Below are 25853 nucleotides of genomic sequence, written 5' to 3' on the forward strand. Positions count from 1 at the left end.
AACCCGGCCAGCCATGGCTGCGCTGCCTAATATGGACGTCCTGCTCGCCAATCCCCGCGGCTTCTGCGCCGGCGTCGATCGCGCCATCGAAATCGTCAAGCGCGCCATAGAAACCCTCGGCGCGCCGATCTACGTGCGCCACGAGGTCGTGCACAACCGTTTCGTCGTCGACGACCTGAAGCGGCGCGGCGCGGTGTTCGTCGAGGAACTGGACGAAGTGCCGGACGGCGCCACGGTGATCTTCAGCGCCCACGGCGTGTCGCAGGCGGTGCGCGCCGAGGCCGGGCGCCGCGGACTGAAGGTGTTCGACGCGACCTGCCCGCTGGTGACCAAGGTCCACCTGGAAGTCTCGCGCCATTGCCGCGCCGGCCGCGACGTGGTGCTGATCGGCCACGCCGGCCATCCCGAGGTCGAAGGCACGATGGGGCAGTGGAGCCGCGAGGCCGGGACGGGCAGCATCCATCTCGTCGAGGACATCGACGACGTCGCCGCGCTCGAGGTCTCGCAACCCGGCAACCTGGCCTATACCACCCAGACCACGTTGTCGGTCGACGACACCATCGGCATCATCGAGGCGCTGCGCGCGAAATACCCGGCGATCCAGGGCCCGAAGAACGACGACATCTGCTACGCCACGCAGAACCGCCAGGACGCGGTGCGCGACCTGGCGAAGCAGTGCGACCTGGTGCTGGTGGTCGGTTCGCCGAACAGTTCCAATTCCAACCGCCTGCGCGAGCTGGCGCAGCGCGACGGGGTCGAGTCCTACCTGATCGACGGCGCGCACGAGATCGACCCGGCCTGGGTCGCCGGCAAGCGCCGGGTCGGCGTGACCGCGGGCGCCTCGGCTCCCGACGTGCTGGTCGAGGGCGTCATCGCCCGCCTGCGCGAACTGGGCGCCGGTGCCGTCGGCGAGCTGCAGGGGGAACCCGAGAACATGGTGTTCGCCCTGCCCAAGGAATTGCGCCTGCAGCTGGTGAATTGACCGGGCTATCCCCGGTGCCTAAAATTGTCGGTTCGCGCGATCCGCGCCAACCCGGCCGCCGACGGCCGGTTCTCCAGAACAACAGATGCCGGAATAGCTCAGTTGGTAGAGCGGCGCATTCGTAATGCGTAGGTCGTAGGTTCGAATCCTATTTCCGGCACCATCTTCCCAGCCCCCGGGCGAGGTCGGATTCGCGCCCTCGGGGTGCGTCCGGTGCCCTTGCCATGTCCGATTTCCCCGCCTGCCCGCAATGCGGCATGGAAAACACCTACCACGACGGCACCCTGCTGGTCTGCCCGGACTGCGGCCATGAGTGGATCGAAGGCGAGGCCACGGCTGGCGCGGCCGACGAAGACGTCGTCGTGGTCCGCGACAGCAACGGCAACGTGCTGGCCGACGGCGACACCGTGGTGGTCATCAAGGACTTGCCGGTGAAGGGCGGCTCCGGCCCGATCAAGCAGGGCACGGTGTTCCGCGACATCCGCCTCGGCGACGTCGACGGCCACATCTACGACCGCAAGAGCAAGACCTACATCAAGACCGAATTCCTGCGCAAGCAGTAGGGAGCATGCCGTGGCGACGGGTTGGGCCGGCGATGGTGCGGTGCAGGAACAGATCGACGCGACCGTGAAGGACGCGATCCAGCGCGCGCGCAGCCAGTTGCCCAGGGGCGAGAGCCTGGAACGCTGCGAGGAATGCGATGCGCCGATCCCCGAGGCGCGGCGCAAGGCGGTGCCGGGCGTGCGCCTGTGCATCGCCTGCCAGCAGGCGCACGACGAAGAACAACAAGCCTTCAGCGGTTACAACCGCCGCGGCAGCAAGGACAGCCAGTTGCGTTGATCGCGGCGTTGCGATGCGCCATATGCATGCATCATGAACGCATGTAATCAAACCGACGCCGTGCGCTAACCGAAATTCAACGCGCGCCTGCCTATCATGCGCGCACGTCCGCAGCCGCTGCGGTCCGGAGTATCGGCTCTCGCGACCGCGGCCGTTGCGGACGACCACTTTCCCCGGCGCCCGGCGGAACACATGGCGGTTCCGCCGCCCCGCTTGCATGACTTCAGGCAGGCGCGCAGCGATTGCGCCGTGGCATGCTGGATGCCTTTCGCCCGACCCGCGAGGGATCCATGCGCCGCTTGCCCGCCGTCCTGCTGTTCGCCGCCGTTGCTTCCGCCCATGCCGCCGACGAACAGCCGCCGCTGAGCGCGCAGACGCTGTCGTCCGGCGGGCCGGCGGCGCCGGAACAGAAGGCGGTCGCCTTCGACAAGGCGGAACTGGCGTTCAAGCTGATCCCGGAAAGCAGGCGGCTGGAAGGCGATGCGCGGCTGACCTTCGTCGCCAAGCGGCGGCTGCAGCGACTGGTCGTCGACCTCGACAACAACTTCGGCATTTCCGCGGTCGAGGTCGACGGCCAGCCGGTGGCCGCGAACCACTGGCGCAATCCCGACGGCCGCCTGGCCGTCGACCTGCCGCATCCGCTCGAAGCCGGCGCACGCACCGTGCTGCGCATCGTCTACGCCGGCAGCCCGCACCGCGCGCAGCGCGCGCCATGGGACGGGGGCATCGTCTGGACCACCGCGCCGACCGGCGAGCCGTGGATCGCCACCGCCGTCGAAGGCGAGGGCTGCGACCTGTTCTGGCCGTGCATCGACCAGCCGTTCGGCGAGCCGGGCATCGTCGAGCAGCACGTCAGCGTGCCCGCACCGCTGGTCGCCGCCGGCAACGGCGTGCTGCTCGGCGTCGACGAGAAGGACGGCTGGCGCACCTACCACTGGCGCGCGAAGCAGCCGGATACCTATGCGGTCGCGCTGAACGTCGGCCCGTACGAACTGCTGCAGGCCGACTACCGCAGCCGCTACGGCAACACGATCCCGCTGCGCTTCTGGTACCTGAAGGGCAACGCGGCGAAGGCGAAGGAGCTGTTCGCGCAGTTCCCGCTGTTCCTCGACTTCTACGAGGAGAAGATCGGCCCGTATCCGTTCGGCGACGAGAAGATGGGCGTGGTCGAGACCCCGCACCTGGGCATGGAGCACCAGACCATCAACGCCTACGGCAACGGCTACAAGAAGGACGCCTACGGCTACGACTGGCTGCTGCACCACGAATTCGCCCACGAATGGTTCGGCAACCAGCTGACCAACGCCGACTGGAACGACATGTGGCTGCACGAGGGCTTCGGCACCTACATGCAGCCGTTGTACCTGCAATGGTCGCGCGGCGACATGGCCTACATGGCCGAACTGATGAAGCAGCGCGCGCTGGTCAAGAACCGCTTCCCGGTGGTGTCGGGCCACAGTTACAACGCCAGCGACGTCTACGACGCCGACAAGGGCCCGGCGCTGGACCTGTACTACAAGGGCTCGCTGGTCCTGCATACGCTGCGCGGACTGATCGGCGACGAGGCCTTCTTCGAGGCGACGCGCAAGCTGGTTTACGGTCGGACCGATCCGCGCCCGGGCAATTTCATGCCGCGTTACGGAGAGACGAAGGATTTCGTCGACGCGGTGAATGCGCAGACCGGCAAGGATTACGGCTGGTTCTTCAACGTCTACCTGCGTTCGACCGCGTTGCCGCAACTGCTGGCGGCGCGCGAAGGCGGCAAGCTGTCGTTGCGCTGGAAAACCGAGGGCGACAAGCCGTTCCCGATGCCGGTCCAGGTCCGCGTCGGCGACCGCGTCGTCGACCTGTCGATGGCCGATGGCCGCGGCGATGTCGAAATCGCCGACGGCGAAAGCTGGACGCTGGATCCGCATTCGAAGGTGCTGCGCGACGCGCCGGAAATCGAGGCGTTCCAGAAGGACGCCGCGGAACGTGCGCAGGCCGCGAAGAAATAGCCGCGGTTACGCGCCCTGCAGTCGGCGCACGACGCCGTGGCCGGCGACGAAGCCGCTGGCGAAGCACGCGGTCAGCAGGTAGCCGCCGGTCGGCGCTTCGCAGTCGAGCATCTCGCCGGCGCAGAACGTGCCGGGCCTCGTTCGCAGCATCAGGTCCGCGTCCAGCGCTTCCAGCTTCACCCCGCCGGCGCTGCTGATCGCTTCGGCGATCGGGCGCGGGCGCAGCAGCCGCAGCGGCAGGCGCTTGATCGTCCGCGCGAGCAGCAGCGCGTCGCCCGTTTGCGCCTTGTCCAGCGCTTCGTGGAGCAGGGCGACCCTGACGCCGTCGAGTCCGGCCTGCCGACGCAGGTGTTCGCCGAGGCTGCGGCCGTTGCGCGGTTTCCCCAGGTCGCGTTGCAGCCGCGCGAGGTCGCGGCCGGGGGCCAGGTCGAGTTGCAGCGCCGCCGAGCCGTCGCGTTCGATCGCGTCGCGCAGTTCCGCCGCCAATGCGTAGACCAGGCTGCCCTCGATGCCGTAGGCGCTGGCCACGCATTCGCCCTGCAACGAATGTCCTTGCCCGCGCGCATCCCGCCAGTGTGCGACGACGGGTTTCAGCGGCGCACCGGCGAACTTGTCGCGGAAGAATCCGCTCCAGGCCACGTCGAAGCCGCAGTTGGCCGGTTTCAGCGGCGCGACCGCGATGCCGGCAGCGGACAGCGTCGCCTGCCATGCGCCGTCCGATCCGAGTTCCGGCCAACTGCCGCCGCCGAGCGCGAGCACGGTCGCATCGGCGGTTGCCGCGATCTCGCCTTGCGCCGTCGCGAATCGCAGCGCCCCGGTTGCGTCCCAGCCCAGCCAGCGGTGGTGCACATGAAAGCGCACGCCGGCGTCGCGCAGCCGGCGCACCCAGCCGCGCAGCAGCGGCGCGGCCTTGAGGTCGCTCGGGAATACGCGGCCGGAACTGCCGACGAAGGTTTCCACGCCCAGTCCGCGCGCCCATTCGCGCAGGGCATCGGCATCGAAGGCGTCGAGCCAGCGGCCGACTTCGCCGGCGCGCTCGCGGTAGCGCCCGTCGAACGCGGGGCGCGGCTCGGAATGGGTCAGGTTCAGGCCACCCTTGCCGGCGATCAGGAACTTGCGCCCGACCGAACCCTTGGCGTCGTAGACATCGACCTCGATGCCCGCCGCGCGCGCGACCTCGGCCGCCATCAGGCCGGCCGGGCCGCCGCCGATGACGGCCAGGCGCTTGCGTTGCGGGGTGGGGGAATCCATCGGCAGATTCTATGCGGCAATCGACGCGGGCAATGACCGTCGGCACGGGGGCGGGCCGCGGCGATGGGTTATCGTCGCGGTCCGGATCCTTTTTGGGGGGAATGCCATGCGGGGACACAGACTGCTGACCACGGTTTTCGCGGCCATCATCGCGGCGACGCCATGGCCCGCGCTGGCAGCCGACGACCGGGCGCCGGCCGATTTCGATGCCTACGTCGACAACGTGCGCAAGACCTTCGACGTGCCGGGCATCGCCGTGGCCGTCGTCAAGGACGGCGAGGTGGTGCTGGCCAAGGGCTACGGCGTGCGCGACGTGGAAAGCGGACAGCCGGTCGGCGCCGACACCCTGTTCGCCATCGCGTCCAACACCAAGGCCTTCACCGCGGCTTCGTTGTCGATGCTGGCCGACGAGGGCAAGCTGAAGATGGACGATCGGGTCATCGACCACCTGCCGTGGTTCCAGATGTCCGACCCGTACGTGACCCGCGAGATGCGCATCCGCGACCTGCTGGCGCACCGCAGCGGTTTGAGCCTGGGCGCGGGCGACCTGCTGTACTGGCCGACCACGACCTACAACAACCGCGAGGTCGCCGAACGCCTGCGCCACGTGCCGTTGAAGGGCGGTTTCCGCGAACGGTACGCCTACGACAACATCCTGTTCGGCGTGGCCCAGCTGGTGGTCGAAGCGGCCAGCGGCATGCCGTACGAACAGTTCCTGCGCACGCGCATCTTCGCGCCGCTGGGCATGGAGCACACCCGCTACAACAGCGACCGCCTGCAGCCCGGCGACGACGTGGCCACCGGCTATGCGAAGGCGGACTTCAGCAAGCTGCAGCCCGCGCCGCGCATGACCTGGTCGAACGTGGCCGGCGCCGGCGGCCTGTATTCCAGCGTCAACGACCTGAGCAAGTGGGTGCGCGCGCAACTCGACGGCGGGGTGATTTCCGGCGAGGGCGACGATGCGAAGCGCTTGTTCAGCGAGCAGCGCCAGCGCGAGATGTGGAGCGTGCTGACCCCGATCCCGGTGCCGAAGCCGGCGGTGCCGGAGCTGGCCGCGGCGATGCCGAATTTCGCCGGCTACGGCGAGGGCTGGAACCTGACCGATTACCGCGGCCACAAGCTGGTCTGGCACACCGGCGGCTGGCCGGGCATGGTGTCGCGCATCACCCTGGTGCCGGAACTCAAGCTGGGTGTGATCGTGCTGACCAACCAGGAAGTCGGCGCCGCCTACAACGCGGTGACGATGCGCGCGCTGGACGACGGCCTGGGCTTGCCGCAGACCGACTGGACCGCGGCCTACGCCGCGGCCCTGGCGAAATCGCGGGGCAAGGCCGACGAGAGCTGGCAGAAGCACCTGGCCGCGCGCAACGCGAAATCGAAGCCGTCGCTGCCGCTGTCCACCTACGCCGGCACCTACCGCGACCCGTGGTACGGCGACGTGGTCGTGGCGATGGAGCAGGGCAAGCCGGTGATGCGCTTCTCGCGCACGGCCGACCTGGTCGGCACGCTGGAGCACTGGCAGCACGACACCTTCATCGTGCGCTGGCACCAGCGCTGGCTCAACGCCGACGCCTTCGTCGATTTCGACCTGGACGAGGACGGCAAGATCGTCGGGGCGACGATGAAGGCGGTATCGCCGCTGACCGATTTCAGCTTCGATTTCCAGGACCTGGACTTGCGTCGGGTCGAGACTACGGCGACCAAGTGACGGCGGGCTCAGATGAAGACTCTCGCAAAGACACTTTCGGGAGTCGTTCTCCTGTTTGTCATTGGCTACGTTTTTAACTTTTACAAGCGCTACCCGGCTGACCGATTCTGCTCAGGCGTCTCCTCAACAGACACTGAGCAGTCCATCATTCGCCGAGCCAAGCAGGAGGGCCGTCATTTTTTGCCGAGCAACAACTCAAGCAGCAGAGTTTTGGTATTCAACCAAGTCTCGCCAGCATGGCGCTATGCTTGCGTCATAGAGTTCAGCAAGGGCAAGGTTTCAAGCAAGCGCGTAATTGCTGCGGACTGAGCCCTAGCATCATTCAAGCTGTCGATGGTCACTCGACGCCGAGCAGTTCCACGTCGAACACCAGCGAAGCGTGCGGCGGGATCACCCCGCCGGCGCCTTCGCTGCCGTAACCATCCCGGGCCGGGATCAGCAGGGTGCGCTTGCCGCCGACGCGCATGCCGGCCACGCCTTCGTCCCAGCCGGGAATGACCTGGCCGGCGCCGAGCGCGAAGGTGAACGGCTGGTTGCGGTCGCGGGAGCTGTCGAACTTCAGGCCATGCTTGTCCGCCGCGGTCTGCTCGTACAGCCAGCCGGTGTAGTGCACGGTCACTTTGTGCCCCGAAACGGCTTCCGCGCCGGTACCCACGACGGTATCGACGCGCTGCAGTTCGGCCACGTCGCCGCCGGTGTAGGGTGCCGGCGCGGGCGCGCAGGCGGACAACAGCAGGGCGGTGGTCAGCAGCCAGGACGGAAGTCGCATGCGGATCCTCGGTTCGGTCGGGGTGCGACAGGGTAGCGCACGCGCGCGGGGCCGGGCAGGGGCGGCGGGGCCGGGTAAAATGCGCGGATGATCCTGAATATCGCCGCCTACCACTTCGCATCGATCGATGATCCCGATGCGTTCGCCGCCGCCTTGCGCGCCCGTGCGCAGGCGCTGGAACTGCGCGGCACGATCCTGGTCGCGGGCGAGGGCGTGAACCTGTTCCTGGCTGGCGGCGAGGCGGCAATCCGCGGCTTCGTCGACGAATTGCGCGCCGATCCGCGTTTCGCCGGCATCGTCGTCAAGGAAAGCCGGAGCGAATCCGTGCCGTTCGCGCGGCTGAAGGTCAAGGTCAAGCCGGAGATCATCAGCTTCCGTCGCGAAGGTTCGTCGCCGCTGGCCGGCCGCGCACCCGTCGTCGCGCCCCGCACGTTGCAGCGCTGGCTGGAGCAGGGCCACGACGACGCCGGCAGGCGCGTGGTGATGCTGGACACGCGCAACGTGCAGGAAGCCGAATACGGCAGCTTCGCCAACGCGGAGATCCTGCCGATCGCGAAGTTCACCGACCTGCCGGCGGAAGTGGAGGCGCGCAAGTCCGGATGGGCCGATGCGACCGTGGTCAGCTTCTGCACCGGCGGCATCCGCTGCGAGAAGGCCGCGCTGTGGATGCGCAACGAAGCCGGCATGGACAACGTGCTGCAGCTCGACGGCGGCATCCTCGGCTATTTTGAACGGGTCGGCGGCTACGGCTACGAGGGCCGCTGCTTCGTGTTCGACGGGCGCGTGGCGCTGGATCCGGGGCTCGCGCCGATGGTCGATGCGTGATTCCCGCGGCGGCGGGATGCTGAATTCCGCCGCGAGCGGCTGGAAATGCGCCGGCGCCGGCTTTATCACTTGCGCATGATCCCGTATTCGATCCTCGACCTCGCCCCGGTCTGCGAAGGCAGCGACGCGGCGCAGGCCTTCCGCAACTCGCTCGACCTCGCCCGGCACGCCGAAAAGCTGGGCTACACCCGCTTCTGGCTGGCCGAGCACCACAACATGCCGGGCATCGCCAGCGCCGCGACCGCGGTGCTGATCGGCCACGTCGCCGGCGGCACGCAGCGCATCCGCGTCGGTGCCGGCGGGGTGATGCTGCCGAACCACTCGCCGCTGCAGGTGGCCGAACAGTTCGGCACGCTGGCTTCGCTGTATCCGGGGCGCATCGACCTGGGCCTCGGTCGCGCGCCCGGCACCGACCAGGCCACCGCGCGGGCGTTGCGCCGCTACTTCGAGGGCGCCGACGAATTCCCGCGAGACGTGCAGGAACTGCTGCACTACTTCGAACCGGCGCAGCCGGGGCAGCCGGTGCGCGCGGTGCCCGGCGCCGGACTCGACGTGCCGGTGTGGATCCTCGGCTCCAGCCTGTTCGGCGCGCAACTCGCCGCGGCGCTGGGCCTGCCGTACGCGTTCGCGTCGCACTTCGCCCCCGACGCGATGGACCAGGCCTTGCAGGTCTATCGCCGCCAGTTCCGCCCGTCGAAGCATCGCGAGCGGCCGCATGCGATGCTGGGCCTGAACGTGATCGCCGCCGAAACCGATGCCGAAGCGAAGCGGCTGTTCACCACCGCGCAGCAGGCCTTCGTCAACCTGCGCCGCGGCCGGCCGGGGCTGATCCCGCCGCCGATCGACGACATCGAAAGCTACTGGCAGCCGCACGAGAAGGTCGGCGTCGAACAGGCGCTGGCGTGCAGCGTGGTCGGCGGGCCGGAGACGGTGGAACGGAGCATCGCCGCCTTCATCGAGCGCCACCAGCCGGACGAATTGATGCTGGTGGCCAACATCTACGACCATCGGCTGCGGCTGCGCTCGTTCGAGATCGCCGCCCAGGCCCTCCGGGGGCCGTAGCCGCCCCCCGGAAGCGGTTACAGGCCGCTTCCGGCGGGGCTTCCGCCGAAGCTGAACGAAAATCGCAGAAAGCGTTAGCTTTTTGTCCGAAACCTGCGTATCGTGCGCGGCACTGTGTTTTGCCAGGGTCACGGTTCATCGTGGGCCTGATGCGGTAGATCCAACGATCGGCTTCATCTTTCCGCTTTACCTCGCCTGCAAACCCCAGTCTCGGCCCGGAGGTCCCGCGGCCGCGATCTTTTTCCATCCGTTTCAGGAGTAATGCAAAGATGTCCGATCGTCAGACCGGTACCGTCAAGTGGTTCAACGATGCCAAGGGTTTTGGCTTCATCACCCCGGCCAATGGCCCCGACCTGTTCGTGCACTTCCGCTCGATCCAGGGCAACGGCTTCAAGACGCTGAAGGAAGGCCAGCAGGTCTCCTTCGTCGCCGTGCAGGGCCAGAAGGGCATGCAGGCCGACCAGGTGCAGCCGCTGTAATTTCGACCCAACCAGTCGAACCGAAGAACGCCGGGCTTGTCCCGGCGTTTTTTTATTGGCCGGGGTCGGCCGTAAGATGCGGCGGACCCCGATGGCGCCGCGACGATGACCGGAACCCTTGCCGACTGGCAGCACCTGATCCGCGACGTGCCCGACTTCCCGAAGCCGGGCATCGCGTTCAAGGACATCACCCCGCTGCTGGCCAATCCCGACGGCTTCCGCGCGACGTTGCGGGCGCTGGCGCAGCCGTGGCGCGGCACCGAACTGGAAGCGGTGGTGGGCATCGAATCGCGCGGCTTCATCCTCGGCGCGGCGCTGGCCGCCGAGCTCGGCGTTGGCTTCGTGCCGGTGCGCAAGCCGGGCAAGCTGCCGGCGGCCACGCTGAAGCAGGAATACCAGCTCGAATACGGCACCGATTGCCTGCACGTCCACGCCGATGCGGTGCGGCCCGGCGAACGCGTGCTGCTGGTCGACGACGTGCTGGCCACCGGCGGCACGCTGCTGGCGACGCTGGCGCTGGCGCGGCGACTGGGCGCGCGCGTGGCCGGCGCCGCGGTGCTGATCGAACTGTCCGCGCTCGGCGCCCGTACGCGCTGGCCGCGCGAAGTGCCGCTGGAGAGCGTACTGAAGTTCTGAGCCCGCTACGCGGCGGATTCGAGTTCGTCGAAATCCTCGTCGCGCAGCGCCAGGAAGGCCCAGAACGGCACGTCGCGCCCGGTCCAGTCGGCGCTGGCTTCGTCGAGGATCGACAGCAGCATGTCGAAATCGCCCTCGTCGGCGCTGCGCATCCCGCCGGCGCCTTCGAACAGCAGCACGTAGCCCTTCGCCGGCAGCCACGACAGGTCGCGCAGGCTGTCGGACAGCGCGTCCCAGTTGTGGCCGCTGGTCGCCGGGAAGTCCAGCGCCAGCGCCACGCGCAACAGCAGCGCGCGCTTGTCGGTGCAGCCGAGCAGGTCGATGCGCCGCGCCAGCAGGCCGGCGTCCTGCGCGGCGGCGGCCAGGGTGGCGATGTCGTCGCCGCCGACGAAGAACACGCCGGCGCGCGCCGGGTCTTCCAGGCCGAGGTCGAAGCCGGAATCGGTCATGGGCTGCTCCCGTCGAGCGCGTACTCGAAGCGGCGGAAGGATTCGTAATGGTCGTCGGTGTACCAGTACTCGCGGGGCGGAGTGCCGCCGGTGACGATGCGCCGCGCGCCGCGGTGGTCCAGGCCGGGCGTCTCGACCGTGTATTCGTGGTAGTACCCGCGCGCCTGCCTGGGCAGGCGGCCTTCGCGGTTGCCGAACACCGTACCGTCCTGGCGATGCGGGAACGGGCCGCCGCGCGCGATCAGGCGCAGCGTCGCGCGCGCTTCCGGCGGCAGGAAGGCGGGCAGGGCCGCGCCCGCGGAACCGGCTCCGGATTGCGCGGGCATTTCGCGCGGCAACGGCTCGGGCGCCGGCATGGAAGCGGGAACGGCAACGGTCGCCGGCGCGTCGTGCGCGGCCTGCTGCTGCGGTGTGGAACGCAACCACCACCACGCGGCGAGCAGGACGCAGGCCAGGGCCAGGATCGTGGATTTGCGCATCGGCGATTCCTTCGCGCGGGTGACGACGCAAGGGTAAAGTATCCGCGGTCCCTGCGGATGAACGCCATGCCCGCGAAGAACGCCCCGAGCCACGACCCGCGCATCGATGCCTACATCGCGAAAAGCGCCGAGTTCGCCCGGCCGATCCTGGCCCACCTGCGCGCGCTGGTGCACGAGGCCTGCCCGCAGGCCGTGGAAACGATCAAGTGGGGCATGCCGTTTTTCGTGTACGCCGGCGCGCCGCTGTGCAACATGGCCGCGTTCAAGCAGCACGTCGCGTTCGGATTCTGGAAGCACGCGTTGGTCGTGGGCGCAGGCAGCGAACGAGAAGGAATGGGCAGCTACGGCAAGATGGCGTCGCTCGGGGACCTGCCGCCGGAAAAGACGCTGCTGGCGCATTTCAAAAAGGCGATGGCGCTGAACGAGCAGGGCGTGAAATCGCCGGCCGCGCGCAAGGCCGCGCCGAAACCGCCGCCGCAAGCGCCGGCCGACCTGCTCGCGGCGCTGAAGAAGAACGGGGCCGCGCAGGCGACCTTCGATGCCTTCCCGCCGAGCTGCAAGCGCGAATACGTCGAATGGATCACCGAGGCCAAGCGCGAGGAAACGCGGGCCCGGCGGTTGGCGCAGGCCGTCGAGTGGATGGCCGAAGGCAAGCGGCGCAACTGGAAGTACGAGGGCTGCTGACTGTGCAGGAGCGGCGTAAGCCGCGACCGCGTACTTTCCGGGCCTACGAAAACATCCGCAGACATCTGGACATGGCGGTCGCGGCTTACGTCGCTCCTACAAGATCAATAGACGGTGTCCGTGCGCAGCACCGGGTAGCGGTTGTAGCCCGTGTCCCAGGCCGGATGCCGGCGATAGAAGAACTCCAGCCGCGCCTGCGGGTCCTTGGCGAAGGCCGGGTCGTCCTTCAGCTTCTTCTCGAATTCCGCCTTCAGCTTCGGATCACGCGCCAGCATCAGCCGCGCCTGTTCCTCGGCCACGTAGGCTTCCATGTATTCCTTGCGCTCGAAGGCGTTGTTGAATTCGCCCCATGCCGCCATCGAGTCCGGCGCCTGCGGCTCCAGCAGGTTGACCAGCAGGCGCGATTTGGCCTGCGCGATCGGAACGTACAGGGTGCCGGCCGCGATCCCGACGGTGTCGTCCTGCCAGGCGCCGCGGACAGTCGCGCGCTGGTGGCCTTCGACCGAGTTCGCGGCGAATTCGACCTTGTCGGCGACGAAGGCCTGCACCTTCACGTGGCTGGTCGAATTGGCCAGCACGCGGTAGTCGATGCCGTGCTGCAGCAGCCAGCGCGCCACCATGGCGGCGTATTCCGGCGGAACGAAATAGCCGCCCTTCGGCGCGACGACCACGGTGTCCGGCACGATGGTGTCGCGCAGCGGCAATTTCCAGACCTGCGGCTTGCTTTCGTCGTAGCGGGTCATGGTCGCGCCGGAAATCTCCGACGGCGATCGCGTGTATTCGTAGCTGAGGAAATCGACCGTGCGCACCGCGTCGGTGGCCTTGTGGTCCAGCGCCACCGGCCGGCCGCCGAGTCGCGCGGCGCGCGCGTCGGCGGCGTGCGCCAGCGCCAGCCAGTGCTGCGCGTTCGCGGCGGTCAGTTCCAGCGCGTCGAGCACGGTGTCGTGCGTGGCGCGCACGCGCTCGGGATAGGTGCGCCACGAATGCGTCTCCACCAGGATGCCGATGCGGTTGCGCAGCTGGAAATAACCGTGCGAGAAGCGCGGCGTCGATACGTCATCGACGAAACCGGAGGCCGGGTCGTCGTCGACCACGAAGCTGGGGTAGAACCCCAGCGGCAGCGAGCCCTGCGTCGCCAGTTTCGCGACGATGCCGTCCTTCAGCGCGCGGCCGGCCTCGCGCAGCGCCTCGTCGCCGGAATTGGTCGGCTCGCCGGTGATCGAGATGTCGTGGCGGAACTTGGCGCCGTCGGTCACGTGCAGGTCCAGCGTGACCAGCGGGTCCCAGCGCTGCACCAGGTCCAGCATCGCCTGCATTTCCGGCGAGTCCGCCTTCACGTAGTCGCGGTTGAGGTTGTAGCGCTGCGCGGTGGTGCGGAAGCCCATTTCCTTCGGCCCGCGCTGGTTGGGGCGGTTCCAGGCGCGGAAGTTCTCGTGGCCGTCGACGTTGAACACCGGCACGAACACCAGCACCACCTTGTCCAGCACGCCCGCGCCGGTCTTGCCTTCCAGCAGTTCGCGCAGCAGCAGGAAGCCGGCGTCCTTGCCGTCGATCTCGCCGGCGTGGATGCCGCCCTGCGCCAGCAGTACCGGCAGGCCGCGCTCGTGCGCGGTCTTGGCGTCGAGCGCGCCGCTGGTCGAGGCGACCAGCGCCTTCATCGGCCGGCCCTGCGGCGTGGTGCCGAAGTCGGTGCAGCGCACCGCCTGCGGGTACGCCTGCTGGAATGCGTCGCACAGCGCGATCACTTCGTCGTAGCGGCCGGTTTCGGTGAAGCCGCTGCGTTCGGCGTGGGTACTCAGGTCCGCCGCGGAGGCGGGCAGGGCGAGGGCGGCACAGAGGGCGAGAGCGGGCAGGCGGCCGAAGGTCTGGCGCATGGCGGGTCCGGAGGCGGAAAACCGGCATGATGCCCGCAATGCGGCGCGCGCGCAGCCATGACCGGCGGGGTTCGATTCGCGCTGGCCGATACGGTACCCTTCCCGAGATTTTCCGCAGGAACAGAGGATGAGCACGACTGCCGGGACCGCGCCGGCGCGCCTGCCGCGCCAGATTCCCTACATCATCGGCAACGAAGCCTGCGAGCGCTTCAGCTTCTACGGGATGCGCAACATCCTGACCCCGTTCCTGGTTTCGATGCTGCTGCTGTACGCCCCGGAGGCCGAACGCGCCGGCATCGCCAAGGACGTGTTCCACAGCTTCGTCATCGGCGTGTACTTCTTCCCGCTGCTCGGCGGCTGGCTGTCCGACCGCTACTTCGGCAAGTACAACACGGTGCTGTGGTTCAGCCTGATCTACTGCGCCGGCCACGCCTGCCTGGCCTTGTTCGACGACAACCGGCAGGGTTTCTATGCCGGCCTGTTCCTGATCGCGTTCGGTTCCGGCGGAATCAAGCCGCTGGTGGTGTCGTTCGTGGGCGACCAGTTCGACCAGCACAACAAACACCTGGCGAAGGTCGTGTTCGACGCGTTCTACTGGACCATCAATTTCGGCAGCTTCTTCGCCTCGCTGCTGATGCCGATCTTCCTGCGCGAATACGGCCCGGCGGTGGCGTTCGGCATTCCCGGCATCCTGATGTTCGTCGCCACCTTCGTGTTCTGGCTGGGGCGCAGGCGGTACGTGCGGGTCCCGCCGACCCGCGGCGCCGACCCGGATTCGTTCTTCAACGTGGCCCGCACCGCGTTGCTCGCGAGGGCCGAAGGGCAGGGAAGGCCGGGATTGCTGGTCGCCGGCTGCGGCGCGCTGCTGGCGCTGGCGATCCTGCTGTGCTGGGCGCTGGAGCCGGCGTGGTGGCCGGAGAAGTTCGAGTTCGTGATCAGCTTCTGCCTGGCGCTGGGTGCGCTGATCGCGTTCGGCGGCATCGGTACCTGGCTGCAGCTGGAACGCGCGCGCGGTCGCCACGCCGACAGCGCGGTGGACAGCGTGCGCGCGGTGCTGCGCATCCTGATCGTGTTCGCGTTGGTGACGCCGTTCTGGTCGCTGTTCGACCAGAAGGCTTCCACGTGGATCCTGCAGGGCAACCAGATGCGCGTGCCGCACGAGGCCTGGTGGTGGCCGAGCTGGCTGGTCAGGGAGCCGGCGCAGATGCAGGCGCTGAACCCGCTGCTGGTGATGCTGGTGATCCCGTTCAACAACCTGGTGCTGTACCCGGCGCTCCGGAGGATCGGCTTCGAGCCGACCGCGCTGAAGAAGATGGGCTGGGGCATCGCGATTTCCGGCCTGGCCTGGGTCGTGGCCGGCCTGATCCAGTTGCGCATCGACGGCGGCGCGTCGACCTCGCTGGCGTGGCAGGCGCTGCCGTACGTGCTGCTGACCTTCGGCGAGGTGCTGGTGTCGGCGACCGCGCTTGAGTTCGCCTACAGCCAGGCGACGCTGGCGATGAAGGGCGTGATCATGGCGTTCTGGTACCTGTCCGTGACCTTCGGCAACCTGTGGGTGCTGTTGACCAACGCCGGCGTCCGCAACGAGGCGGCGAAGGGCGTCATCGCCGCCAGCGGCCTGGGCGAGAACGCCTTCCTGATGTTCTTCTTCGCCGGCTTCGCCTTCGTCGCGGCGCTGGCCTTCGCCGGCTACGCGCGTCGCTACCCGATGCAGGACAACTACCGAGCCACCGCCTAGGAATCCCGATGCAATCCCCGATCACCTTCGTCCTGATCGCCGTCACCGCCGTGGTCTCGTGGCTGGCCTTCAACAACCGCAAGCTGGCCGACCGGCTGATCCTGTGGCCGCCGGCGATCGACAGGCACCGGCAGTACGACCGCTTGCTGACCTACGGCTTCATCCACGCCGATTTCAGCCACCTGCTGTTCAACATGATCACGCTGTTCTTCTTTGGCCGCTACATCGAGGCGAGGATGCTGCAGTTCGGCGGCAACATGCTGGTCTATCCGCTGTTCTACCTGTCGGCGCTGGTGGTCTCGATCCTGCCGACCTACCTGAAGAACCAGAAGAACCCGAACTACCTGAGCCTCGGCGCATCCGGCGCGGTGTCGGCGGTGCTGTTCGCCTTCATCCTGCTGGAACCGTGGGCGCTGATCTTCGTGTTCTTCGTGCCGATGCCGGCGATCCTGTACGCGGTCGCCTACGTGGCCTACAGCATCTGGATGGACCGCAGGGGCGGCGACCGCATCAACCACAGCGCGCACCTGGCCGGCGCGGCCTACGGGGTGATGTTCATGCTGATCATGAAGCCGGAAGTGCTGGGCCACTTCCTGCATGCGCTGACGAATCCCTCGTTCGCGCGCTGACGATCCGGAAAGGGCTCGCCATGCCGGGAGCCCGCGGGCGGCAGCTTGCCTGCGCGCCCGTGCGTCGTCCGGCCTGCCCGTTCAGATCGCCTGAAAGGCGTTGGCGCGGGATTTCTCCACGGCGGGCGCGTTGTACGAACTCATCAGGCGCTCGTAGACGGCCTTGTTCAGGCGCTCGAACTCCCAGTCGTTGGTATGGCCGGCGATGGTCAACTGGTACAGGCCTTCCAGCAAGGTGAAGTCGCTGGCGGCGGCGCTGTTCTGGATGGTCTCGTGCAGGCTCATGGCATTCCCCTGGTCGATGGACAAAATCTTCATGACCGGGACACGCAGGATCCATGCCAATCCCTTTTGCAGGGCGGAAGGCCCTTTCGGGACGGGCTTTCCGGGAAGGCCGATGGCAGAAAGTGACGTTCAGCGTCCGCATCTGCCAAGCCGGCCGGGGTTGGCGCAAAATGCCCGGGTCGAAACCCGAAGGAGCAGTCCGATGACGCAGCAGGACGACTACGCGATCCGGCACCGGCCGGAGCAGGGCCGCTTCACCACCGAAGTCGACGGCCACGAGGCCGAGCTGGTCTACCGGATGCGCAACGGGCGCATGGTCATCGAGCATACCGGGGTGCCGGAAGCCATCGGCGGCCGCGGCATCGCCGCCGCGCTGGTCAAGGCCGCGCTGGAGCATGCCCGCGCCGACGGCCTCAAGGTGGCGGCGCCCTGTTCCTACGCGGCGCTGTACATCCGCCGCCACCCGGAATACGAGAGCCTGCTGATGTAGGCGGGCACCGGTACCCGAATCGCCGCGACACGGTCGTCGCGGGAACACCAACAAGGAGTCTGCAGATGGTGAAGGCAAGGGCATTCCAACCGGTTTTGTTGTGCGCGGCGCTCGCAGCCGCGCTGGCTGCGTGCAAACCCGATGCCGGCGCACCGGGCGCGGAGGCGGGGCCGGCGGCTGCACCGACAGCGGATACGGCGCTGAAGGACGAGATCGAGAGCAACGGGCGCTACCTCATCGGGATCAGCTATCCGCCCGGCATCGAGCGCTACCCGGGCCTGGCCAAGGTCGTCGGCGACTACGCGCACGAACAACGCGCCGGCCTGATGCAGGCGGTCGAAGCGCTGGGCAACGACAGGCCCAGCGCACCCTACGAGTTGTCGCTGGCCTTCGAACAAATTCTGGACACGCCGCAGCTGGTCGCGATCAAGGCCGAGGGCAGCCGCTACACCGGCGGTGCGCACGCCGAGCCGCTGGTGGCGCGCTTCGTCTGGCTGCGGCAGCAGGAGCGGTTGCTGAGCGCCGACGAACTGATCCCGTCGGCGGAAGGCTGGCTGGCGGTCAGCGGCTACGTGCGCGAGCAGTTGCACACCCAGGTCTCGGTACGCGCCGACGCCGACGAGATGGCGCCGGAGGCACGCGCCGAATTCGTGCGCAACGCCGACAAGATGATCGACGCCGGCACCGAGCCGGACGCGGACAGCTTCCGCCAGTTCCAGCCGGTGCTCGACGCCGGCGGCAAGATCGTCGCGTTGCGCTTCGTGTTCCCGCCGTACCAGGTCGGCCCGTATTCCGACGGCACCCAGTCGGTGGACGTGCCGGCCGCGGTGCTGCGCCCGTACCTGGCGCCGGAACATGCGGGGCTGTTCGGTGGATGAGCGGCTGCAGCCGGCGACGCGCTCCCGTTATCGCCAGCGGGTCGAGGCGTTGCTGGCCGAAGCCGACGTGCGGATCGGCAGCGAGCGTCCGTGGGACCTGCAGGTGCACGATCCGAACCTGTACGCGCGCGTGCTGGCGCAGGGCTCGCTCGGGCTGGGCGAAAGCTACATGGACGGCTGGTGGGATGCCGGTTCGCTCGACGGCTTCCTGTACCGGCTGCTGCAGGCCCGGCTCGACGAACGCGTGCGCGGCGCGGGCGAGATCCGCGACGCGATCTTCGCGCGCCTGTTCAACCCGCAGACGCGCAGCCGCAGCCGCGAGGTCGGCGAACGCCACTACGACCTCGGCAACGACCTGTACGCGGCGATGCTGGGCCGGCGCCTGGTGTACAGCTGCGGCTACTGGCGCAACGCCGACAACCTCGACGACGCGCAGGAAGACAAGCTCGACCTGGTGTGCCGCAAGCTGCGGCTGAAGCCGGGCATGAAGGTGCTGGACATCGGCTGCGGCTGGGGCGAGGCGCTGAAGTACGCGGCCGAGAGCTACGGCGTCAGCGGCGTCGGCGTGACCATCTCCAAGGAACAGGCCGAGTTCGCGCGCCGGCTGTGCAAGGGGCTGCCGGTCGAGATCCGCCTGCAGGACTACCGCGACCTCGACGAGCCGTTCGACGCGGCGTTCTCGATCGGCATGTTCGAGCACGTCGGGGTCAAGAACTACCGGGCCTATTTCGAAATGGTGCGGCGCTGCCTGGCGGACGACGGGCTGTTCCTGTTGCACACCATCGCCAGCAACGTGTCGGCCCACCGCACCGACGCGTGGATCGGCAAGTACATCTTTCCGAACTCGATGCTGCCTTCGGCCGTGCAGATCGCGCAGGGTTGCGAAGGCCTGTTCGTGGTCGAGGACTGGCACAACTTCGGCACCGACTACGACCGCACGCTGCAGGCGTGGCGCGAGAACGTCGAAGCGGCGTGGAACGCTCCCGACAAAAGCGCGCTCGCCGCACGCTACGACGAACGCTTCCGCCGCATGTGGCGCTTCTACCTGGCCGGCTCGATGGCGACCTTCCGCAGCCGCCGCTCGCAGCTGTGGCAGATCGTGCTGTCGCCGCGCGGGGTGCCGGGCGGGTACGTCGCGCCGCGGTGAATCGGTGAGCGGCGGTAGCCTGCTTTTTGTGACCACGATCGGGGGTGTTGCGCGCGCATCAGACTTGGGATACGAATAGGCCGTGCCAGCAGCGCACGAAGAGGGGAAGGGTCTGATGGCAGGGACGATGTCACGGATTGCAGCCAGCGGATTAGGCGTTCTCCTGCTGTTCGGGGCAGGCGGCGGCATCGCTTCGCCCCCGGTCGACTTCAAGGCTGCGCAGGCCCGTGATGCGAATATCGCGACCCTGCGGCGACTGCTCGACCAGCCCGAAGGACAGATCGACCTGGCGCGGGCCAAGGTCGCGATTGACCACATGGTCGATCCCACGGTGGACATGGATGGCACGTTGCGCCAGGTCGACCAGTGGGTCGCCAAAATCCGTTCCCGCTTCCCGCCTGGCGCTACCAACAAGGCGAAAGCGGACGTCCTCGTCTCGACGCTCTACGAGCCCGGCCCGTGGAACGACCGTCGCCCCTTTGGCTACGACTACGCCGATCCCTACGGGCGGGACATCAGGAAGTCACTGTTGTCCACCTATCTGGCGACCCGCAAAGGGCAATGTGTCGTCATGCCGACGTTCGTTGCCCTACTGGGCCAGAAACTCGGCTTGCCCATGACGCTGACGACGGTCCCCTACCATCTGGTCGTCAAATACGGCGACGAAGAGCAAGGCGCCTGGACCAACCTGGATGCCACCAGCGGCCTGTTCCATGATGACAGCGGCTATGAGCAGGCGTTGAACATATCGCCGGTGGCGCTCAAGAACGAAATCTTCTTGCGCCCCTATTCGCAAAGGGAGTCGGTCGCGCTGTTCGCCATTGCGGTGCTGGCGCCGCACTACCTCAAGAAGGGCCAACCGGAGGAAGCCCTACAGGTGCTCGACCTGATCCTGGCCGTCAACCCCAAGGACACGGTGGCCATGACGCTCAAGGCCAATGCCTACGGCCTGCTGGTGGATCAGCGCTTCCGGAGCAAATATCCCAAGGCCGATCATATCCCGGTAGCCGAGCAGGCGGAGTTCGAGACCTACAACAGTCAGATCGTCGCATGGCGCACCAAGGCCGAGGAACTGGGCTGGCGCGAGTGGACGAAGGCCGATTGGGACAAGTACCTGAAGCACTTCAACAACGAAAAAGCGAAAGACCAAGGAGGCACGTGATGGACAAGCTGAAGGTTCCCGCCAGCGCCCTGCTCGCGTTGTCGTTTCTGTTGTCTGGCTATGCGGCGGCGTCCAACGATCCGGTGAAGGCTAATCCGAACACCGGGGCCAGTTTCAATCGGTATAGCTACGCCAACAACAACCCCTATAAGTTCACCGACCCCGATGGGCGAGAAGTGAAATTAGCTGTTGGGGGTACAGTCAATGAGGCCCAACTACTTAGTTTTCTGGTCAAGATGGCCTTCTCGCCTACGGGGCGAGCCGAATACCAACAGCTAGAGCTATCCAAGGCTACCTACACCTTCCAGCTTGACTCCAGAGCGTCAAATTGGTTCGACCAGTCGAGCAACACAATTTACGTCAACCCTGTTTCCAATACCGTCATCCAGTCGAGTGGGGAAACGCTCGCCCCAGAACTTATCAGCATACACGAGGTTTCACATGCGGCCCAGTATGATCGCGTAGGGGCGGATGCCTTTAATCATGCATTACAGCCTACTTTCACGACAACTACGGACTCGAATGGAAATACTACCGTCACGCGTGGAACGAGCCCGGAAGAATCCCGGGCGACACAGGTTGAACAAACTGCGGCGCAAGAAATAGGCCTGCCGGCTCGGCAGGATTATCAAGATACTTGTCGCCGAGGAGATAACGGATGCTAAAGCGCTTGCTTTTGGGCGCGGTGCTGGCCGTGCTTCCCGCGGCATGCTCGGCAATGTCGGGAGAAGTGCATGATCGAGATGTTGTCAATCTGATCAACGAACTACGCAGCGCCAAGCATTTCTGGCTTTATTTCATTACCAGAACCGAAGACTATTCTCTAACAAGTGATCAAATAAAGGCGCAATCGTCGATCAGGATTTACAGGGAGTGCGGCGCGAACTGTGCCAATACCCTTGATGTGGTTGTACAGCATTTGCGAGAGGCGAAGCCCATAGTCTGCATTTCTGGGCCGGGAATGGAGAATGTCCTGCTGGAACTCTCCTCGGGCGAGCAAGTTGTTTACAGCCATGTCGGGCGGCAAGTAAAACTCAATGACCATTGCTATCTAAGTGATAGCAGCATCAACAAGGTTCTTGATCGGACCGACTATATCTTCAAGTAGTCGAGAGGGCTAAACGTGCGCCGCGGTGTTTGGAAAACAGCGCCGTCCGGATGCGGCGCTGTCATGTCACGGTGAAGGCGCGGCTTACTGCGTCGTCAACCCGCGCTTCTCCAGCAGCGGCTCGATCTTCGGCTCGTGGCCGGCGAAATCGAGGAACAGCTGCGAGGCTTCCTTCGCGCCGCCCTGCGACAGCAGGGTCTGGCGGAAGTGGTCGCCGTTGGCGCGCAGCAGGCCGCCGTTGGCCTTGAACCACTCCTCGCTGTTGGCGTCGAGCACTTCCGACCAGATGTAGGCGTAATAGCCGGCCGCGTAGCCGCCCATGATGTGGCTGAAGTACGGCGTGCGGTAGCGCGGCGGCACCGGCGCGAAGTCGGTGCCGTTCTTCTTCAGCGCCGCGGCCTCGAACGCCATCACGTCCTTCGCCTCCGGCACTTCGGCGGCGGTCAGCTGGTGCCAGCTCTGGTCCAGCATCGCCGCGCCCAGGTACTCGGTGGTGGCGAAGCCCTGGTTGAACTTCGACGCGGCGACCACCTTGTCCAGCAGCTCCTGCGGCATCGGCGCGCCGGTCTGGTAGTGCCTGGCGTAGTTCTTCAGGATCTCCGGCCAGTCGGCCCACATCTCGTTGACCTGCGACGGGTATTCGACGAAGTCGCGCGGCACGTTCATGAAGAAGTACGGGTACTTCACGTCCGAGAACATGCCGTGCAGGGCGTGGCCGAACTCGTGGAACGCGGTGGTCACCTCGTCCCAGGTCAGCAGGGTCGGCTTGCCGTCGCCCGGCTTGGGGATGTTGAGGTGGTTGGCGACGACCGGCTGGTTGCCGGTCAGGGCGCTCTGCTGCACGTAGCTGTTCATCCACGCGCCGCCGCGCTTGGACGCGCGCGCGTACGGATCGAAGATGAAGATCGCCAGCTGCGATCCGTCTTCGTTGAACACGTCGTAGGTCCACGTGTCCGGGTGGTACTTCGGCAGGTCGGTGCGTTCCTTGAAGCTGATCCCGTACAGCCGGTTGGCGGCGAAGAACACGCCGTTCTCCAGCACGTTCTTCATCTCGAAGTAGGGCTTGAGCTGCGCTTCGTCGAAGGCGAACTTCTCCTGGCGCACCTTCTCGGCGTAGTAGGCCCAGTCCCACGGCTCGAGCTGGAACTTGCCGCCGTCGCGATCGATCACCGCCTGCATGTCGGCGGCCTCGCGCTTCGCGTTGGCGACCGCGGCCGGGGCCAGCTTGAACAGCATGTCGTTGACGTTGGCCGGGTTCTGCGCGCCCTCGTCGGCCAGCACGAAGTCGGCCGGGGTCCTGTAGCCGAGCAGCGCGGCGCGTTCGGCGCGCAGCTTCAGCGTTTCGGCGACGATCGCGGTGTTGTCCCAGGGGTTGCCGCGGCTGCCGCGGGCGATGGACGCCTTGTGCAGCTTCTCGCGCAACGCGCGGTTCTGCAGTTGCGCCTCGGCCGGCTGGCCGGTGGTGTTGAGCAGGGCGATCACGTACTTGCCGTCCAGCTTGCGCGCCTTGGCCGCTTCGGCGGCGGCGGCGATCTGTTCGTCGGACAGGCCGGCCAGCTCTTCCCTGGTGTCGACGACCACCGCCGAGTCGTTGACCTCGGCCAGCACGTTGTCGCTGAACCGGGTGCCCAGCGCGGCCAGGCGCGCGTTGATCTCGCGCATCCGCGCCTTGTCCTGCTCCGACAGCGCGGCGCCGGCGCGGACGAAGTCGGTGTAGTAGCGCTCGACCAGGCGCCGTTCCTGCGCACCGAGGCCGAGCTCCGCGCGCCGGTCGTACAGCGACTTGATCCGCGCGAACAGCTTCGGGTTCAGGTTGATCGCGTCGCGGTGCGCCGAGAACTTCGGCGCGTACTCGGCGCGCAGCTTGTTGCGCACGTCGTTGGTGTCGGTACCGACCAGGTTGAAGAACACGGTGGTGGCGCGGTCGAGCAGCTGCCCGGACTTCTCCAGCGCGACGATGGTGTTGTCGAAGCCGGGTTCGGCGGTCTGGCCGGCGATGGCCTCGACTTCCTTCAGCTGCTCGGCCATGCCGGCGTCGAAAGCCGGGGCGAAGTCGCTGTCCTTGATCCGGTCGAACTGCGGGTAGTGCAGCGGCAGCGGGCTCTCCGCGAAGAACGGGTTGACGGCCTGCGGGGCGGCGGAGGTGGTTCCGGCGGTCTGGGCGGAAGCGGGCATGGCGGCAAGTTCGGTGAAGGACGCTAGGGTGGCGGCAAGCGCCAGGGCAAGTCGGGTGGACATGGCGGGACGGGATTTCCGGTGGGTGGTGGCGGCAGGCTACCCCAAACCGGGGGCCCGGGCCCCTGACGAAAGGCATGGACAACGGCCGGCCGGCGGGACGATCATGGCCGCCCGGCCCAGCCGCATGGATGCCCGACCGCGAATGACCACGGCCTACGATTTTTCCGCCACCGACATCGACGGCGTCGAGCGGTCGCTGTCGGCGTATGCCGGGAAGGCGTTGCTGATCGTCAACGTCGCCTCGAAATGCGGCTTCACCCCGCAGTACGCCGGGCTGGAGCAGTTGTGGCGCGACTACCGCGACCGCGGCCTGGTGGTGCTGGGCTTCCCCTGCGACCAGTTCGGCCACCAGGAACCGGGCGACGAGGCCGAGATCCGCAATTTCTGCTCGCTGAACTACGACGTCAGTTTCCCGATGTTCGCGAAGATCGAGGTCAACGGCGCCAACGCGCACCCGCTGTGGCGGTGGCTGAAGAAGGAGAAGGGCGGCCTGCTCGGGATCGGCGCGATCAAGTGGAATTTCAGCAAGTTCCTGGTCGGCCGCGACGGCAGGGTGGTCGCGCGTTACGCGCCGACCGATGCGCCGGCATCGCTGGCCACGGACATCGGCAGGGCGCTTGGCTGATGGAACTGCCCGCTTCCCGGGTGCAGGTGGCCTTCCTGCAGCAGCGGGACTGGCTGGAGGTCGTGGTCAGCGGCGTGGCCGGGGGATTGCAGGACAGCATCGGCTACTGGAAGCGGATCGCGGCCGAGCGCCAGCGCACGGGCGCCAGGCGGGTGCTGGTGCTGGACCGGATGCGGGGCGACACGCTGACGCGCCAGCAGTTCGACGTATTCGTGAAGGAGTTCGCGCACATCAAGCCGGAAGGCGTGCGCGTGGCGATGGTGATCCGCGACCCCACGCTGGTCCCGCAGGTAGAATACGCCGCGCTGTTCGGGCGCGACAACGGCATCGGCATCAGTTTTTTCGCCAGTCGCGAGGCGGCGGAAATCTGGCTGCGCCACGGCGAATGAAGGCATTGCGCCATCGGCGGCGACGGGATTCGGGTTCGAGGTAGCGGCGACATGTCGGGCGGCGGCACAGCGCGGAATTTCACCCTGGATTTCCATCCGACCGGCTACGGCCTGCGCGTGCACGTGCAGGGCGTCAACGGTACGTTCGAAACCACCGTGGCCTACTGGCTGGGCATTGCCGGGGAGGTGCGCAAGCGGCGGCCGCGCGGGCTGCTGGTCGTCGACGACATGGAAGGCGAACCGCCGCCCGAAGAGGACTTGATGCGGTTCGTGAAGTCGATGCGCGGCGAGGGCTTCGAGGGCGTGCGGATCGCCTACGTCGAGCGCCACGCGCACCAGATCCCGGAAGTGGAACTGGCCAGCATCATGGCCAACGAGCATGGCTTCGTCGCGCGCGTGTTCGACAACGAAGCCGACGCCGAGCGCTGGCTGCGCTACGGCGAGAGGCGCTTCAATCCCCGCGACTGACGGCTTGCGGGACGGCACGCCGGGCCGGCGCGGCTCAGGACGCCTTGGGCGACCGGAGGTGCGCCGGCGGCCGCCGCTTCACCTCTTCCGGTAGCAGCGACAGGATTTCGTCGACGATGCCGGGAATCGATTCCTCGGAATAGCCGCGGTGGGTGTAGGCGACGCGGCCGTCGTGGTCGAGGATGAACATGTGCGGCAGCGCGGTCACGCCGTATTGATCGCTGACCCGTCCGCGCGGGTCGTGCACGTAGGTCAGCTCCAGTCCGCGGTTGGCCAGGACCACGGCGCGGAAGTCCTCGCGCGGTTCCTTGAAGTTGACGGCGATGACCTCCAGCGCGTCATGACCGATCACTTTCTGGAAATTGCCCAGCACCGGCAGTTCCTTGCGACAGGGGCCGCACCAACTGGCCCAGAAGGTCACGATGGTCACCTTGCCGCGGTAGTCGGCCAAGTTGACGTCCTTGCCTTTGCGGTCCTTGCCCAGCGCTTGCGGCGGCAGCTCGCCGACGGCGGGCGGCGGCGGGTCGGCTGCGCGCAGGATCGTCGGACACAGGGCCAAGCAGGCCAGCAGCAGCCATCGCGTCATCGCCATCGGATTCCCCCTTCGGTTCTGCCGAATCTTACCCGGGATGGGGGCGGGGGCAACGCAGAAGCCGTTCCC

Annotated in this window: 30 protein-coding genes and 1 tRNA gene; 23 read left to right on the forward strand and 8 right to left on the reverse strand. The window is 67.1% G+C overall.

The window, feature by feature from the left end; genetic code table 11:
• The first annotated feature begins 31 nt into the window (after nucleotides 1-31).
• The 5 genes from ispH (at nucleotide 32) to CSC71_RS00535 (ending at nucleotide 3819) form a co-directional block, all read left to right on the forward strand.
• A complete protein-coding gene (ispH, locus tag CSC71_RS00515) occupies nucleotides 32-982 on the forward strand; it encodes a 4-hydroxy-3-methylbut-2-enyl diphosphate reductase (RefSeq protein ID WP_162372480.1) in 951 nt (316 codons plus the stop codon).
• Between the two features lie 87 nt (nucleotides 983-1069).
• A tRNA-Thr gene (locus CSC71_RS00520) sits at nucleotides 1070-1145 on the forward strand.
• A gap of 61 nt (nucleotides 1146-1206) precedes the next feature.
• Entirely contained in the window at nucleotides 1207-1545 is a 339-nt protein-coding gene (locus CSC71_RS00525; RefSeq protein WP_162372384.1) for a zinc ribbon domain-containing protein YjdM, read from the forward strand.
• Between the two features lie 10 nt (nucleotides 1546-1555).
• The gene (locus tag CSC71_RS00530; RefSeq protein ID WP_162372385.1) at nucleotides 1556-1822 is read left to right on the forward strand and encodes a DksA/TraR family C4-type zinc finger protein; all 267 of its coding nucleotides are present in this window, start codon (nucleotides 1556-1558) and stop codon (nucleotides 1820-1822) included.
• A gap of 290 nt (nucleotides 1823-2112) precedes the next feature.
• Nucleotides 2113-3819 (forward strand): M1 family metallopeptidase, encoded by a 1707-nt coding sequence (locus tag CSC71_RS00535; protein WP_162372386.1) that lies wholly within the window; start codon nucleotides 2113-2115, stop codon nucleotides 3817-3819.
• Nucleotides 3820-3825: 6 nt separating this feature from the next.
• On the opposite strand, the gene CSC71_RS00540 is transcribed toward CSC71_RS00535, so the two are convergent.
• The gene (locus CSC71_RS00540) at nucleotides 3826-5070 is read right to left on the reverse strand and encodes a TIGR03862 family flavoprotein (RefSeq protein WP_162372387.1); all 1245 of its coding nucleotides are present in this window, start codon (nucleotides 5068-5070) and stop codon (nucleotides 3826-3828) included.
• 106 nt (nucleotides 5071-5176) lie between these two features.
• On the opposite strand from CSC71_RS00540, the gene CSC71_RS00545 reads away from it, so the two are divergent.
• Together CSC71_RS00545 and CSC71_RS00550 are read left to right on the forward strand one after the other, a co-directional pair.
• Nucleotides 5177-6778 carry a serine hydrolase gene (locus CSC71_RS00545; protein ID WP_162372388.1) on the forward strand — a complete coding sequence of 534 codons (1602 nt, stop codon included), beginning with the start codon at nucleotides 5177-5179 and terminating at the stop codon, nucleotides 6776-6778.
• 12 nt (nucleotides 6779-6790) lie between these two features.
• Nucleotides 6791-7087, forward strand: coding sequence for a hypothetical protein (locus tag CSC71_RS00550; protein WP_162372389.1), 297 nt, complete (start codon nucleotides 6791-6793; stop codon nucleotides 7085-7087).
• 28 nt (nucleotides 7088-7115) lie between these two features.
• Here the strand turns inward: CSC71_RS00550 and CSC71_RS00555 are convergent, their stop codons facing one another.
• Nucleotides 7116-7547, reverse strand: a complete 432-nt coding sequence (locus CSC71_RS00555; RefSeq protein WP_162372390.1) for an FKBP-type peptidyl-prolyl cis-trans isomerase — start codon at nucleotides 7545-7547, stop codon at nucleotides 7116-7118.
• A gap of 87 nt (nucleotides 7548-7634) precedes the next feature.
• Here CSC71_RS00555 and CSC71_RS00560 point away from each other — a divergent pair, with 87 nt between their 5' ends.
• The 4 genes from CSC71_RS00560 (at nucleotide 7635) to CSC71_RS00575 (ending at nucleotide 10549) form a co-directional block, all read left to right on the forward strand.
• On the forward strand, nucleotides 7635-8372 hold the full coding sequence (locus CSC71_RS00560) for a sulfurtransferase (protein WP_162372391.1): 738 nt from the start codon (nucleotides 7635-7637) through the stop codon (nucleotides 8370-8372).
• A 75-nt stretch (nucleotides 8373-8447) separates the two neighbouring features.
• Complete coding sequence (locus CSC71_RS00565; protein ID WP_162372392.1) at nucleotides 8448-9434, forward strand: LLM class flavin-dependent oxidoreductase; 987 nt, start codon at nucleotides 8448-8450, stop codon at nucleotides 9432-9434.
• Between the two features lie 269 nt (nucleotides 9435-9703).
• Entirely contained in the window at nucleotides 9704-9913 is a 210-nt protein-coding gene (locus CSC71_RS00570; protein WP_162372393.1) for a cold-shock protein, read from the forward strand.
• Between the two features lie 105 nt (nucleotides 9914-10018).
• Nucleotides 10019-10549 (forward strand): adenine phosphoribosyltransferase, encoded by a 531-nt coding sequence (locus CSC71_RS00575; protein ID WP_162372394.1) that lies wholly within the window; start codon nucleotides 10019-10021, stop codon nucleotides 10547-10549.
• Nucleotides 10550-10554: 5 nt separating this feature from the next.
• Here the strand turns inward: CSC71_RS00575 and CSC71_RS00580 are convergent, their stop codons facing one another.
• Nucleotides 10555-10998 carry a barstar family protein gene (locus CSC71_RS00580; protein WP_162372395.1) on the reverse strand — a complete coding sequence of 148 codons (444 nt, stop codon included), beginning with the start codon at nucleotides 10996-10998 and terminating at the stop codon, nucleotides 10555-10557.
• Nucleotides 10995-11477 (reverse strand): guanyl-specific ribonuclease, encoded by a 483-nt coding sequence (locus CSC71_RS00585; RefSeq protein WP_162372396.1) that lies wholly within the window; start codon nucleotides 11475-11477, stop codon nucleotides 10995-10997. The genes CSC71_RS00580 and CSC71_RS00585 overlap by 4 nt, the downstream gene beginning before the upstream one ends.
• A 66-nt stretch (nucleotides 11478-11543) precedes the next feature.
• On the opposite strand from CSC71_RS00585, the gene CSC71_RS00590 reads away from it, so the two are divergent.
• Complete coding sequence (locus tag CSC71_RS00590) at nucleotides 11544-12161, forward strand: YdeI/OmpD-associated family protein (protein ID WP_162372397.1); 618 nt, start codon at nucleotides 11544-11546, stop codon at nucleotides 12159-12161.
• Nucleotides 12162-12265: 104 nt separating this feature from the next.
• Here CSC71_RS00590 and CSC71_RS00595 read toward each other — a convergent pair whose 3' ends face one another.
• Complete coding sequence (locus CSC71_RS00595) at nucleotides 12266-14035, reverse strand: M14 family metallopeptidase (protein WP_162372398.1); 1770 nt, start codon at nucleotides 14033-14035, stop codon at nucleotides 12266-12268.
• A 127-nt stretch (nucleotides 14036-14162) separates the two neighbouring features.
• Between CSC71_RS00595 and CSC71_RS00600 the strand changes: the two genes are divergently transcribed.
• Nucleotides 14163-15773, forward strand: a complete 1611-nt coding sequence (locus CSC71_RS00600) for a POT-type proton-dependent oligopeptide transporter (RefSeq protein WP_162372399.1) — start codon at nucleotides 14163-14165, stop codon at nucleotides 15771-15773.
• 8 nt (nucleotides 15774-15781) lie between these two features.
• Entirely contained in the window at nucleotides 15782-16402 is a 621-nt protein-coding gene (locus tag CSC71_RS00605; RefSeq protein ID WP_162372400.1) for a rhomboid family intramembrane serine protease, read from the forward strand.
• An 81-nt stretch (nucleotides 16403-16483) separates the two neighbouring features.
• On the opposite strand, the gene CSC71_RS00610 is transcribed toward CSC71_RS00605, so the two are convergent.
• Entirely contained in the window at nucleotides 16484-16687 is a 204-nt protein-coding gene (locus CSC71_RS00610) for a hypothetical protein (protein WP_162372481.1), read from the reverse strand.
• A gap of 202 nt (nucleotides 16688-16889) precedes the next feature.
• On the opposite strand from CSC71_RS00610, the gene CSC71_RS00615 reads away from it, so the two are divergent.
• The 6 genes from CSC71_RS00615 to CSC71_RS00640 all read left to right on the forward strand — a co-directional run bounded on the left by CSC71_RS00615 (nucleotide 16890) and on the right by CSC71_RS00640 (nucleotide 21472).
• The gene (locus CSC71_RS00615) at nucleotides 16890-17177 is read left to right on the forward strand and encodes a GNAT family N-acetyltransferase (protein WP_162372401.1); all 288 of its coding nucleotides are present in this window, start codon (nucleotides 16890-16892) and stop codon (nucleotides 17175-17177) included.
• Nucleotides 17178-17242: 65 nt separating this feature from the next.
• Nucleotides 17243-18055 (forward strand): DUF3298 and DUF4163 domain-containing protein, encoded by an 813-nt coding sequence (locus CSC71_RS00620; RefSeq protein WP_162372402.1) that lies wholly within the window; start codon nucleotides 17243-17245, stop codon nucleotides 18053-18055.
• Nucleotides 18048-19202 (forward strand): cyclopropane fatty acyl phospholipid synthase, encoded by a 1155-nt coding sequence (gene cfa, locus CSC71_RS00625; RefSeq protein ID WP_246191900.1) that lies wholly within the window; start codon nucleotides 18048-18050, stop codon nucleotides 19200-19202. Before CSC71_RS00620 ends, cfa begins: the two co-directional genes overlap by 8 nt.
• A gap of 115 nt (nucleotides 19203-19317) precedes the next feature.
• Entirely contained in the window at nucleotides 19318-20364 is a 1047-nt protein-coding gene (locus tag CSC71_RS00630; RefSeq protein WP_162372404.1) for a transglutaminase family protein, read from the forward strand.
• On the forward strand, nucleotides 20364-21029 hold the full coding sequence (locus CSC71_RS00635) for an RHS repeat-associated core domain-containing protein (RefSeq protein WP_162372291.1): 666 nt from the start codon (nucleotides 20364-20366) through the stop codon (nucleotides 21027-21029). The genes CSC71_RS00630 and CSC71_RS00635 overlap by 1 nt, the downstream gene beginning before the upstream one ends.
• Nucleotides 21023-21472, forward strand: a complete 450-nt coding sequence (locus CSC71_RS00640) for a hypothetical protein (RefSeq protein ID WP_162372405.1) — start codon at nucleotides 21023-21025, stop codon at nucleotides 21470-21472. Before CSC71_RS00635 ends, CSC71_RS00640 begins: the two co-directional genes overlap by 7 nt.
• Before the next feature lie 84 nt (nucleotides 21473-21556).
• Here the strand turns inward: CSC71_RS00640 and CSC71_RS00645 are convergent, their stop codons facing one another.
• Nucleotides 21557-23710: a M3 family metallopeptidase gene (locus CSC71_RS00645; protein ID WP_162372406.1), complete on the reverse strand. Its 2154-nt coding sequence runs from the start codon at nucleotides 23708-23710 to the stop codon at nucleotides 21557-21559.
• A gap of 142 nt (nucleotides 23711-23852) precedes the next feature.
• Here CSC71_RS00645 and CSC71_RS00650 point away from each other — a divergent pair, with 142 nt between their 5' ends.
• Genes CSC71_RS00650 through CSC71_RS00660 form a run of 3 tightly spaced genes read left to right on the forward strand, consistent with a single transcriptional unit; the run spans nucleotide 23853 to nucleotide 25192 of the window.
• Nucleotides 23853-24335, forward strand: coding sequence for a glutathione peroxidase (locus CSC71_RS00650; RefSeq protein ID WP_162372407.1), 483 nt, complete (start codon nucleotides 23853-23855; stop codon nucleotides 24333-24335).
• Nucleotides 24335-24724 carry a hypothetical protein gene (locus tag CSC71_RS00655; RefSeq protein WP_162372408.1) on the forward strand — a complete coding sequence of 130 codons (390 nt, stop codon included), beginning with the start codon at nucleotides 24335-24337 and terminating at the stop codon, nucleotides 24722-24724. The genes CSC71_RS00650 and CSC71_RS00655 overlap by 1 nt, the downstream gene beginning before the upstream one ends.
• A gap of 51 nt (nucleotides 24725-24775) precedes the next feature.
• On the forward strand, nucleotides 24776-25192 hold the full coding sequence (locus CSC71_RS00660) for a hypothetical protein (RefSeq protein WP_162372409.1): 417 nt from the start codon (nucleotides 24776-24778) through the stop codon (nucleotides 25190-25192).
• A gap of 34 nt (nucleotides 25193-25226) precedes the next feature.
• Here the strand turns inward: CSC71_RS00660 and CSC71_RS00665 are convergent, their stop codons facing one another.
• Nucleotides 25227-25784 (reverse strand): TlpA family protein disulfide reductase, encoded by a 558-nt coding sequence (locus tag CSC71_RS00665; protein ID WP_246191901.1) that lies wholly within the window; start codon nucleotides 25782-25784, stop codon nucleotides 25227-25229.
• Nucleotides 25785-25853 lie beyond the last annotated feature (69 nt).

Origin of the sequence: Pseudoxanthomonas sangjuensis, assembly GCF_010211755.1 — a bacterium.
In the GTDB taxonomy this organism is placed as follows: domain Bacteria; phylum Pseudomonadota; class Gammaproteobacteria; order Xanthomonadales; family Xanthomonadaceae; genus Pseudoxanthomonas_A; species Pseudoxanthomonas_A sangjuensis.